Here is a 12898-nt window from a genome sequence, read left to right on the forward strand (position 1 = left end):
TCATAGGTTTTGAAATAAATGCATGACAAAATTAGGGTTATGATGTACATAAAAATCCCCTGGTCTTATCCGATTTATTTCATTAAATTTTTCCTATTTAATACCTACCGCACTCACAAAAAGCACCTCTCATTAAGTTATATTATAGTCATTGAAATCTAATTTATTGAAATCATCATACTATATGTTACGTGAGAAGTAAAGGTGTCATACTTTTATAACTATACAGAATGTAAAAAGGAAGAGGAAAACTTATATTTCAGTCTACCTCTTCTTTTTCATCACCAAATTACTGCTGAACATATATGGAAACTGATCCTCCACTTACTTGGAATTGCCCCCACCCGTCCTTATTAATTGTTACAGTATTTGTTTGATTACCCGTAATATCGTACCATACTTCCCCTGCGTTATTCTTTCCAACATCCATCCACTTCGCCCCTCCTGGTCCATCAGAGATTAATGTTGCTAAACCAGAATTAGCATGTACACTATCACCTTCTCTTGTCCAGCCAATCACATCTGGATGATCAAAATAATCCCGCTGCGTACCATATGCAAAGTTTTTTCGTGCCGTCAAAATCGGATCAATTTTGTCCTTTAACGCTGGAATTTCATAGTTACTATTTCCTTTTGTACCATAGTAATCACCATAGAAAACAGAAGGATACCCCTCTGCACGCGTTAAAATAAATGCATATGCCAACGGTTTGAACCAAGGGCTCACTACAGATTCCAATGACTGACCAGGCTGTGAATCATGATTTTCAACTAGAGTAACCGCAAGTGTAGGATGATTCGCAACTACCGTTCCTTTTAAAATATTTCTCATATCATAATTCCCATTTCCTGTTGAAGCATAGTGAAAATTATAATGAAGTGGTGCATCGAACACAGATTGATTATAATTAACCTTCGCTAAATAATTATTTAAAGTCTGGATATCATTTTGCCAATATTCAGCTACTGTAAACATTTCTTTCCCTGTTTGCTGTCTAACGTGATTTACCCAATCGCGCAAATATTCATGATCAATATGTTTAACAGCATCTAAACGAAAACCATCTAAATTTAATTCATTCGCATACCACGTTCCCCATTTTTTCATTTCATTCGCAACATCTGGATGATCAAAATCAAGATCCGCATACATCAAATAATCATAATTCCCATTCTCGCTAGACACTTCCCAGTCCCATGCTTTACCTATGCCCCTAAATTTATAAATTCGGTTTAATTTCCTTCCTTCATCCCAATCCGTTCCGTCAAAATGATACCATTTCCATTTGAAATTAGAATAAGAATCTCCACGCCCTGGAAAGTTAAATCCCGTCCACGCACTAATTTCATAATCACCTGATACTTCATTATTTCGATTGCTCGGGTCTACCTCAACTGCTGTGACAGTTTCTGTATAATCAGCCCCACCTTTATGATTCATAACTACATCACCGTATACACCGATGTTTTTCTTATGTAAAGCGTCAATTGCAGATTTCAATTGTGCTTTCGTCCCATATTTCGTCCGCACTGTGCCCTTTTGATTGAATTCCCCCAGATCATATAAATCATATGCTCCATATCCTACGTCATTTTGCATAGTTCCTTTATATGCAGGTGGTATCCAAACAGATGTAATTCCTTTTTCCGCTAAATTTTCAGCATCAGTACGCAAACGATTCCAATGATTCCCATCATTCGGAGAATACCACTCAAAATACTGCATTAACGTTCCATTGTTAACTGTGTCTGCATATGCCTTACTCCCCTCATATATACTAGGTAAAAACATAACAACTGACAATCCGACTATTGTTATTCTTTTAAACATCTGTACACCATCCCCTTCCAAGAAAGCGTTTGCATAGTTTATCAGAATTATTATAATATTCGTCCCACCGTTAGTAAAGTAGCAATCTCTCACTCTCCCATATTATTTTTAATCTAATTTCAAATATTCAACGTAGTTTTCATTTCACATCCTATTCAAGATTGTTTACAATTTACCTATAAAAGCATAACGGAGGGATTTCGATGACAGACTTTCAAAAACAATTTTTCGCACGATTACATATAGAAGAAAAAGACACAGTTTCATTTGAAGATTTATCTAACATTATGTACGCAATGGCACAAACTGTTCCTTTTGAAAACTTAAATATTCTCGAAAAGAATTTTAAAGAAATATCAAAAGAAAATTTGAAAGAGAAAATTTTAGTAAATAACCGTGGCGGTCTTTGTTATGAACTCAATCCTACTATGTATTACTTCCTGAAAGATTCTGGATTCGATGTTCATCTCGTTTCAGGAACAGTTTATAACGCTGCAAACTCCATATGGGCTGTTGATTCTGGCCATATCGCAACCGTTTTAACACATCATAATGAACTTTATTTAATTGAAGTAGGATTCGGATCATACTTACCTCTTGCCCCTGTCCCTTTCTCAGGTGAAGTCATTCACTCTGCTACAGGAGATTATCGTATTCGTAAAGAAATGACCGAAAAGGGAAACTACATTTTAGAGATGCGGAAAAACAATGAGTTCTTGGATCAATCTTCTGCTGATGATTGGACGTTAGGCTATGCATTTTATATAGAAGAAGTGGATGAAGAAAAAGCAAATACAGCACAAAAAATTATCGTTGAACATGAAGGATCACCCTTTAATAAAGTACCTCTTATTGTAAAACTAACTGAAGATGGGCATGCCTCTTTAACGAAAGATAGCCTTACAGTAGCGAAAAATGGTAAAAAAACGAAAGAAACCGTTACAGACATGCAATATACAAACCTTTTACATTCAAAATTCGGAATTACACTATAAGTAAGTAAGCCTTGTTATTTTAGCAAGGCTTTTCAATTTTCAGCAGGGATTTTTTGCAATTTGTTGTATTTCATAGTTATATAGAAATATAACTACATGTTTAGAAAGGAAATGATTATGACAGAACTTAAAGATCGATTACAAGTAGCTGATATAGAAAAATGGGATTTAACAGACATTTACCATACAATTGAAGATTGGGAAAGTGATTTTCATAAAATTGAAGTATTAACGAAGGAATTACAAGAATTTAATGGCAATATTCACGATGGCAATAGTTTATTAGCTTATTTAACGAAGAGTGAAGAAATTTCTAGCATAATATCTTTAATGTTCGCTTATGCACGATTACAATCTGACCTTGATACACGCGATACTGACGCGCAATCTCTTGTCGATAAAGTATCACAATTACACGTGAAAGTAAGTGCAGCGAAATCTTTCTTTTCCCCCTTCTTACTTAGCATAGACGAAAACACATTACATTCTTACATAGAAGATACAGCAGGCTTACAATATTATAAAGAAGACTTATTTGAATTATATCGTTATAAAAAACACGTATTGAATAAGGACCAAGAAGCAATTTTATCACAAATGGGTGAAGCTCTTTCTTCTCCACAGCACACATTTGGTATGTTAAATAATGCAGATATATTATTTGGTGAAGTGACGACTGACGATGGAGAAAAAGTGAACTTAACACGCGGAATGTATGCAAAGTTAATAGAAGATACGAATCGTGAAAAGCGTAAAGAAGCTTATAAAGCATATTACAAACCATATGTTCAGTTAAAGAATTCCATCGCATCTACTTTATCCGCTGCTATTAAAAATAATGTTACTGTTTCGAAATTAAGAAACTATCCATCAGCGCTAGAGAAATCATTATTTGGCGATATGGTTCCGAAAGAAGTATACGAAAACCTAATTGATACAACGAAAAAAAACATTCAAACATTACATACATACAATGAAATTCGAAAAGAAAAATTAAACGTAGATGAACTAAGACAATACGACTTAGGCGTCGATTTAGTAGAAGGTGCAAAACAAGACATCCCATATAGTGAAGCATTTGACATTATGATTGCATCACTAGCTCCTTTAGGAAAAGAATATATTGAGACATTAAAAAGTTTTAAAGATAAAAGATATATAGACGTAAGAGAAACACCAGGAAAACGTTCTGGTGCTTATAACTTTGGTGTATACGGCGTTCATCCTTTCATTCTTTTAAATCATCACGATGATTTAAACAGCCTGTTCACTCTTACTCATGAATGCGGTCACGGTATGCATACGCACTATTCACATGGATACCAACCAAGAATTTCTGCACATTATTCTATCTTTGTCGCAGAAGTCGCTTCTACAGTAAATGAAGTGTTATTAATTCACTATTTATTAAAAGAAGCAAAAGAAACGAACGTGCGTAACCATTTAATTAACCATTTTATTGAGAAATTTAAAGGTACTTTCTTTACACAAATTATGTTTGCAGAATTTGAAAAAATCACACATGAAATGGCTGAACAAGGTAAACCATTAAATGCACAAGTCTTCAGTGAAATTTATGAAAAGCTATTTAAAGAATATAACGGTGATTCACTTGTATTTGATGAAGAAGTAAAATACGGATGGGCTAGAATCCCTCATTTCTATCGCCCGTTTTACGTATACAAATATGCAACTGGATTCGCATCTGCCATTCAAATCGCTGATAAACTATTAAGTGGTGATCCGAATGCTCAGAAAAATTATATTGAATTCCTGAAAGGTGGAAGTTCTGACTATCCACTAAACTTATTGAAAAAAGCTGGTGTTGATTTAACTACGCCAGAACCGATTGAAAGTGCATTGAAACAATTCACTCAACTTGTTGAGGAGTTTTCAACATTATAAAAAGCATGCAGAGTATATGCTCTGCATGCTTTTTATTTGAATTACTCTATTCTATATGCTGCTGCGTCACACAATGAATCATACCACCGTATGCATACAATTCGTTAACATATATACCGACAATTCTTCTCCCTGGAAATTGACCTTCAATGATTTGAAGCCCTAATTTATCATGTTCATCACCGTATATAGGTACCAATACAACTTCATTACCAATGTAAAAATTTAAGTACGATCCTTTACAATCTGCTTCTTTTACCAATTTTCTTGTTACTGGTACTGGAATGAGCTGAAATGGCTTGCCATCTATATTTCTTGCTTGTCGCAATTCTTGATAATGCTTTTCGTACGCCTCCAAAAGATATGACTCTCCTTCACCGAAAGGATCATATTCATACAATATCGTATTTTCATTTACAAACCGTGCTGCGCCATCAATATGATAATCCGTATCTTCATCATAATTATCTTCTCCACGTATACCAGTTATCCATATAAAATTTGTTACTCCTAAATATTTCGTTAACTCCATTTCAATTTCTTTCTGACTTAGTGTAGGATTTCGATTTTCATTTATAATAGACGTTTCCGCCGCCATTAAGGTCCCGTTTCCGTTTGTCTCAATTCCCCCGCCCTCTAGACAGACACTAGATTCAACTTTTGGAATGCGATACATTTCACTTATTTTATTCGGAATATTAGCGTCGTTTTCGTACGGATATTTATCTCCCCAACCATTAAATATCCAGTGCGTTAGATAGCGGTTCCCTTCTTTATCTTTTACAAAGATTGGTCCGTTATCTCTTATCCAAATATCATCAGTTTCTTGAATTAAGAAATCAATTTTATTCATATTCACGTTAGCTTCCATTAACTTCGATTGGACATGTATTTTTTCTTCTTCATCACATACAACAATATGGACATTTTCTCCATAGTGAAGCTCCTTTGCCATCGATATCCAAATATCATCTAACTTAGCTCTGTAACCTTCACCCCTATGTGTTTTATCATGTGGCCATTGGAGCCATGTACCTTCATGTTTCTCCCATTCCGCAGGCATATAATACAAACTATTTTCTATATTTCTCATACGTGTTCACCCCTTATATGAATGTATGTCCAGTCTATACTTTGACATCGTGTTAAGGTCAACAGGAATATATTCATTTACTTGTAGCAACTTTATAAGGTGACTCTTTATTTCTCCTTGTGATACACTACTTCTCCTTGTAAAACCGTCACTAAAACTTTCGCATTCGGAATCTTATCGGCACTCATTTTAGTAATATCTTCATTTAGTAATACCATATCAGCTGATTTGCCTACTTCAATCGAACCTGTAATGTTATCAAGACCTAACGCTTTAGCTGGCTTAATTGTATAGGCATCAATAGCTGCGTATACATCAGACAAGCCCTTTTCATCAATGCTTAATGCATTTGAAATCGTCACAAGTGGATTCAGTTCGTTTACATCCCAATCACTACTAAGTGATACATTCGCACCGGTTTTCCAAATTCGCCCTAACGGCATAATTCGTTTCATTTGCTGATTTGTAAAATACGTACTTGCCCAGCTTTGTTTTGGATCTTCCGCAAAATCATGACCTACTTGAAAATCAGCGCTAATACCTAACTTAGCAAAACGATCTATATCACTATCTTCTACCATTTCCACATGCGTAAGTGTATAAGGCTGGTTTGCACCTTCTTTTTTCGCTGCTTCAATCGCATTTAAACTCTCTCTTACCCCAGCATCTCCAATTGTATGAATAAGTGCACCGTAACCAATTTTATTTAATTCGGTTAACCACCATTTCATTTTTTCTTCTGGAATATAATTCAACCCATACGGAGTTCCTGTAAACCATTCAAATTTATATTTTTCTAGTGTTTTAGCAGTGCTATTAATACTAATTCCATCACTATACATTTTCACTTGATTAATAAGCATACGGGATGACACATCATCACGCTTAATTTTTTTGAAATACTCCATTTGTTCTGCTTCGTTTAAATTTGGATATACCCATGGTCGAAGTACTACGCGTGACGTTAGCTTTTTTTCGTCATTTACTTTATTCCAAACGTCTAACCAGCCTCGCTTCCAATAAAGACGTCCATCACCAACTGTAGTAATACCATTCTTTGCAACCTCATCTAAACCGTCTAATAAACCTTCATAATTTTTTTCAAACAGATTTGGTTGAGAATTCCATGCTTTTTCCATCACGATATCTCCTGCTGTATCATAAAGAATACCAAACGGTTCTCCTGTCTCGGAATCCCGAATAATCCTTCCACCTTGTGGATCTTTTGTATCTTTATTTATTCCAGCTAACTCGAGTGCCTTTGAATTAACCCATACAGAATGGGAGGTTCTTTCCATAATTAATACTGGATTATTAGGAAATAACTCATCAAGAACTTGTAATGGGGTTTGTTGCTCTGATTTTTCGTCCATATCTTTTAACAACGCTTCCAAACTGAACCCCGTTCCACTTATCCATTCGCCATCTTTCACACCTTTTTTACAAGCCTTTAAATACGAGCGTTGTTTTTGCAGAGAAGCATCTGGTGAGACACTACAATTTCCTGCTGCTGGTGATTTTGCTTCAAATATATGATTATGATTGTCCACAAAACCAGGAAGGATAAAACGTCCTTGTAAATCCACCACTTTCGTATCTTCATTTATAAATTCCTCTACATCCTTGTTTGAACCAACAAATATAATTTTCCCCTCTTTAACGGCTACAGCCTCTACGATGTCTTGCTTTTCATTTGAAGTATAGATTGTACCATTTTTAAACACTACATTTTTAGGTAACTGACTTGGTAGTACAGCGCTACCACTCTCACCTTCTCCTACTCCAGCAGTACATGCGGAAATCCATACCATACTTAGAACGAGACAAATAATCATGATTGTTCTTCTCATATTCTCTCTCCTTTTTATTATGATAAATTGCTTTCATACATAGAATAAGGATTGACATAATGTTAATGTCAATCCTTATTCTCATTCTATTTTCGTAACTAAAAAACAAATTTGTGTCACATACTCTTCTGCTAAACAATCACATTCAGGTCCCTTTATATAAACCTCATATGGCGAATTAATTATCACATACCCATTTCTTTCAATCCATTCTTCTAACGCTATATAAGCGTAACCTATATAGTCGTAACTTCCATAATGCATAGTAGTAACGATATGATGTGGACTTAGTTGTTTCATTTCATACTCTTGTGCTACGTCTTCATCATTCCCCTGCATAACCGGGATTCTTAATTCAATATCACTGTTACTTGGAATATATTCTTCATCATAAAAGACTGCAGATGGTGAACCGACTATTTGAAAATTATTTTTTTGTACCTCTTCATATAAGTCATAAAAATAATCATCCATATCATCTATATCTATTTTTACTCTTTGAGTAATTATCGTTACTTCATTCCTCATTCCCATTAATATATCGTAATTTCTATGACGAGCAATATTTAGACTACTATTCACCTTTACCATTTCATTCATTTCTGAAATAACCTGTAAATTTTGCTTCACTTCATGAGACAACTCGATAATTTGTGATTGTATATGTTGAACAAACGAATCTTGATCTGATGACTGCAAAACAATTTTAATTTTTGGAAGAGGAAATTTATACTCCCTTAACTTTTTGATTTTCAACGCTACTTCCAGCTGCTCTTGTTCATAATATCTATACCCATTAACCGGATTCACATATGCCGGTTTTAATATCTCCTCTTTGTCATAATGTCTTAACATCCGCGTACTCATTTTACAAATCCGAGAAAACTCAGCGATGGTATACATATCAATACTCCTTGAATAGATTTTCTTTTCATTACTTATTTATTAAAACCAATCAAAAATCTTCTTCATTGAAAAATCTTCATTCTGATTTTTTAATCTTCTCATTTTTGAAGGTAACAAATGGCTTGGACAATACCACGTTAAACAATTCATTGCGCCTCCCATTGTTGATATTTCTCCTACATGAATTTGAATAACTTGCTTCTCCGTATACTGTTGAATATATCGTAAAACTTCCTCATCTTTAGCTAGTCCAAACTTAGGAACATAAAGAGCATCACATGATTCTAACATATTTATATACAACCCTTTTGCTGATGCTATCTCTTGATCATATTGTCCTTTCTCTGTATATGATGAAGGAACAACTATAAATTCAGCTTCTGGCATTTGTTCTTGAATAATCTCTTGAACACTATATCTAAATTCATGATCCCCTAAAAAATCACTAATAAACATTGTATGTTCATCAATAAATTTAACCATTCCGTCTGCGTGTGCTAGTACATCCCCTTCTTCAGCAGGAATAATAATAACTCGGCTCACATCTAAATCCCATTCTAACTGCTCAATAATTTCCTCTTCTGTCCAATCATCGTTATCATCAAATATACGTTCTGTTAATATTACGGTATCTTTTTTATTCCAAATAAGATTACCACCATCTAATATTAATGGGGATTTCACATATTCAAAGTCATTCTTTTTCAACCATTTATTAAACTGTTGATCTAAATATCGCCCTTGATCATCTGGCAAATAATTTGGTCGATATTTAAATTTAACTAGATGATTTGTGACAACCGGTGCAACATCTCTTAGCCAAATATCATCATACTCAAAACAGCTCGTATGAAAGTCTTGTTCTTCAACAGATAAAGATATAAGTTGATCCGCAATTGATTTCTTTTCATTTAAACATTCATTAAAGTAAATCAAGTCTTCATAAAATGGTTGATAATATTCATTCGATTCGTCTGGTATTGCAGTAAAAATAATTCCATTATGTTTTTGTTCCATATTATTTACCTCGCTTTTTAATAGTAGTTACATAATTGATTTCACAAAGCCAACTAATCCTCAATTCATGTCTTTTTTATTCCAACTCATGCAACATGTACATTTCATGAATGGATTATAGCATGGAGGAATATTATATATTTATATAAAAAATATAAAGCTGACGTTAAGCCTTAAATTGACTCTTGACAAGTTTTTAAATAACCTATTTTAAAACAACAATAAATGATCAAATGATTTTTTTATCAAGATTCAAACCCATTACTTCTAATAGATCATTTTGATTATATAGATTCACCAAATGCGCTTCTACTCCTATACAAATTCCTTCTAGCGGAAGATCATTTGGATCCTGACCAAAGGGATCTTCAATTTCAACCCCTATTGCTTCAATACCTATGAATGCAAAACTTATAAACGTAGTCGCAAGTACTGTAAACCATCCGAGACTATCAACAAGACCAATCGGTAAAGTTGCACAAAATATAATCAATAAAATTTTTATATGAGCAAAATATGCAAAAGGAATAGGTGTTGTTTTGATACGATCACATCCACCCACAGATGTAAGTAACGTATTCAAATCTGTTTCCATACTAATTATCGCATTTGGATGAATTTGCCCCGTTTTCAAACCTTTTGATAGTATAGTTTTCAACATAAAAACTATACTAATCGGTAAATGATTGGACTCAACCAAAAATGCTTTTTCCTTCTCAGAACAGACAGCAAGCAATGATTTCACTTCAGATAAATCTTTTTCCTCTCTCAAGTGTCCTTTCGCTAACTTTGGAAATGCAATTAATAGATGTAAAAATTTTATTTTTTCCTGCTCCATACTCTTCCCTTTAGAATCCCAATGACACAAAAAACTAATTGCTAAATTTCTAGTACAAGCACCAATCGTGCCAAACAGCTTTCTACCTTCCCAGTACCGATCATAGGCAGTATTCGTACGAAACACTAATAGTAATCCTAAAGCTCCTCCGACGATTACCCAAGGAGTCTGATTTATATTTATTTCTGTATAGTAATAATTAATCACAGCTACTATCGTTGAAATACACGTATATAATACGATTTGTGGGAAAATATCTCTTATAATTGTCCCTTTTAATGTAAATATTTGATGTAAACTATTTTGATTATTGTAATGAACCATATTTACAAAAACCTCTTTCTCTATTAACCTTTTATTCTTTTAAATCATGAAAGTATACAATTAAATAATAGAATCATAAACCCTATCATTATGAGGCTGGTTAAGATTATTTCTTTCAATACCGTTACTCCTTTTTTGCAAAAAGATAAAATATCTTATTTAATTCAACAACAAATGCCACTATTCTAAATCCCGACGCATCATTTTAGAATTCGCAATGAACAATGCACTAATTAATACAAAGATTGCACAGGCATATAACAATAAATCTAACGGACTATCGTGATCTATAATGATGAGACGCACAATAGCTGTTATACCTATATATATAAAATATCGTAATGGAAAATGAAAATTCATTTGAAAATACTTTATAATCATTACGATGAATTCAAAGTACAGAAAGAATACAACGATACTATCAATTAAATGATAACTAGATTCATTACTATCCAATTTCATTTCTTGTATAAACTGAATGACTTCTTTCATAAGAAACACACTTAGAACAACCCCTAAGCAAATTAAAGCTACATTTAAAATGTACTGCAAAACGATAGGGAAATACGAAAACACTATTTTAAAATTCTTTAACACAAACATTTTTCTCCTTTACCATATAAAACGAAAAGCGAACATACACTAAAATTCATTTATCATTATATTGAAATTTTATTATTACAAATAATAAGGAACGACAAAATAGGTAATAAGATTCCACCTATTTTGTCTATATAGCAGCACAACGAAATTAAAATTAATTACTTCAATGCAATTGGTTGTTGTTGTGTCACACAATGAATCATACCGCCGTTTTTATACAACTCTCTCACATCAATACCGACTACTTTACGATCTGGGTATAACTTCTGAATCGTATCGTTTGCAATTTTATCATTCGGATCATTATAATTAGGCACTAATACAACTGTATTTCCGATATAATAATTGATATACGATCCCTTATAATCGAGAGTTTTTCCATTTTCTAAAGCAACCTTTTCTTTACTAAGCGGCAAGTATTCATACTTATATTTCTGTCCTGAAGCATTTTTTGCATCTAACAATGTATCCATATCTTTATTAGATAAACCCCATTCGGCTAGGTCATCTTCTTTCATCGTTACAATGGTAGATTTATTATGGAATTTAGCAAATCCATCAATATGAAAGTCCGTAATATCTAAATTAGGTACTCCGTCTAACCAAATAAAGTTTGATACCCCAAGGTCACTTATATATTTTTCAATTTCCTTTTCTGATAAATCAGGATTTCTATTTTTATTCGTTACTGCACTTCGAGTTAATAAAGCAGTCCCATTGCTGTCTAATTCAATTGCGCCGCCTTCAAGGACAAATTTCCCCCAATCAACTCTTTCAATTCCTGATTGTTTACTAACATTCTTACGTATTTGAGCATCATTTTTATAAGGTGTTTTCTTCCCCCAACCATTAAATGCTGGATCTAATATTTTGAGATTTTTATTGCTGTCATAAACGAAAATTGGTCCACTGTCCCTTGCCCATACATCATCAGTAGGCGCGATAAAGAAATCAATCTTCTCCATATTTAACCCTTCATCTGTTAAAAGGTTATTGATTCTTTCTTTTTCTTCCTGGTCATATGCAACAATGTGGACTTTCTCACCCTCAGTTAAAGCACTTGCCATCTTAACCCAAATAGGTTCAACTTCCTTCTTATACTCTTCACCATATGTATATTCATGTGGCCATTGCAGCCATGTACCTTCATGTTTATCTTTTTCATCTGGCATCGTATATTTCCCAGCATTTTTCTGTACCTCTACTTTTTCCCCTTCTTTCCCTTTAACATTTTCATTGTTACCCTCAAAAGAGCATCCACTAATAATTGTTGTAGATAATGTAGCTATTAAACAAAACTTTATTGCTTTTTTCATTTTTTCAACCTCCTGTTCTTGTCTCCAATAATATAAAGCTTCACATAGTGTGAAGCTCAAGCTTTTTTATCAATGTAAAAATTACCAATTGTTCTTTGCATTACTTAGCATTTAACTACCTATTTAGATTTATTCATATGCCAATCACCTTTCTTACCTATTTATCCCGCTATTTATGGGCAGTAAGACCCTCACCTCAAAATTCAGCGCAAGCAAAAAA

At 33.6% G+C, this 12898-nt stretch carries 10 protein-coding genes; 2 read left to right on the forward strand and 8 right to left on the reverse strand.

What is annotated here, in order from left to right:
- Positions 1–289: 289 nt before the first annotated feature.
- A complete protein-coding gene (amyS, locus tag ACTL4X_RS17250) occupies positions 290–1831 on the reverse strand; it encodes an alpha-amylase (RefSeq protein WP_000476410.1) in 1542 nt (513 codons plus the stop codon).
- A gap of 203 nt (positions 1832–2034) precedes the next feature.
- Here amyS and ACTL4X_RS17255 point away from each other — a divergent pair, with 203 nt between their 5' ends.
- Positions 2035–2826 carry an arylamine N-acetyltransferase family protein gene (locus ACTL4X_RS17255; protein WP_000129193.1) on the forward strand — a complete coding sequence of 264 codons (792 nt, stop codon included), beginning with the start codon at positions 2035–2037 and terminating at the stop codon, positions 2824–2826.
- Between the two features lie 117 nt (positions 2827–2943).
- Positions 2944–4731 carry an oligoendopeptidase F gene (gene pepF, locus ACTL4X_RS17260; RefSeq protein ID WP_086401975.1) on the forward strand — a complete coding sequence of 596 codons (1788 nt, stop codon included), beginning with the start codon at positions 2944–2946 and terminating at the stop codon, positions 4729–4731.
- A gap of 46 nt (positions 4732–4777) precedes the next feature.
- Here pepF and ACTL4X_RS17265 read toward each other — a convergent pair whose 3' ends face one another.
- From ACTL4X_RS17265 to ACTL4X_RS17295, 7 genes are all read right to left on the reverse strand, one after another.
- Positions 4778–5824: an agmatine deiminase family protein gene (locus ACTL4X_RS17265; protein WP_001244204.1), complete on the reverse strand. Its 1047-nt coding sequence runs from the start codon at positions 5822–5824 to the stop codon at positions 4778–4780.
- 107 nt (positions 5825–5931) lie between these two features.
- Entirely contained in the window at positions 5932–7674 is a 1743-nt protein-coding gene (locus tag ACTL4X_RS17270; protein ID WP_001254972.1) for an amidohydrolase, read from the reverse strand.
- 81 nt (positions 7675–7755) lie between these two features.
- Complete coding sequence (locus tag ACTL4X_RS17275) at positions 7756–8577, reverse strand: MerR family transcriptional regulator (protein ID WP_000287978.1); 822 nt, start codon at positions 8575–8577, stop codon at positions 7756–7758.
- 42 nt (positions 8578–8619) lie between these two features.
- Positions 8620–9597, reverse strand: coding sequence for an agmatine deiminase family protein (locus tag ACTL4X_RS17280; protein WP_000435519.1), 978 nt, complete (start codon positions 9595–9597; stop codon positions 8620–8622).
- 229 nt (positions 9598–9826) lie between these two features.
- The gene (locus tag ACTL4X_RS17285; protein ID WP_000233822.1) at positions 9827–10759 is read right to left on the reverse strand and encodes a bestrophin family protein; all 933 of its coding nucleotides are present in this window, start codon (positions 10757–10759) and stop codon (positions 9827–9829) included.
- A 180-nt stretch (positions 10760–10939) separates the two neighbouring features.
- The gene (gene psiE / locus ACTL4X_RS17290; protein ID WP_006923430.1) at positions 10940–11356 is read right to left on the reverse strand and encodes a phosphate-starvation-inducible protein PsiE; all 417 of its coding nucleotides are present in this window, start codon (positions 11354–11356) and stop codon (positions 10940–10942) included.
- A 164-nt stretch (positions 11357–11520) separates the two neighbouring features.
- Positions 11521–12678: an agmatine deiminase family protein gene (locus tag ACTL4X_RS17295; protein ID WP_000709181.1), complete on the reverse strand. Its 1158-nt coding sequence runs from the start codon at positions 12676–12678 to the stop codon at positions 11521–11523.
- Between the last annotated feature and the right edge of the window lie 220 nt (positions 12679–12898).

Origin of the sequence: Bacillus sp. RE35 (assembly GCF_052146655.1) — a bacterium.
In the GTDB taxonomy this organism is placed as follows: Bacteria; Bacillota; Bacilli; order Bacillales; family Bacillaceae_G; genus Bacillus_A; species Bacillus_A cereus.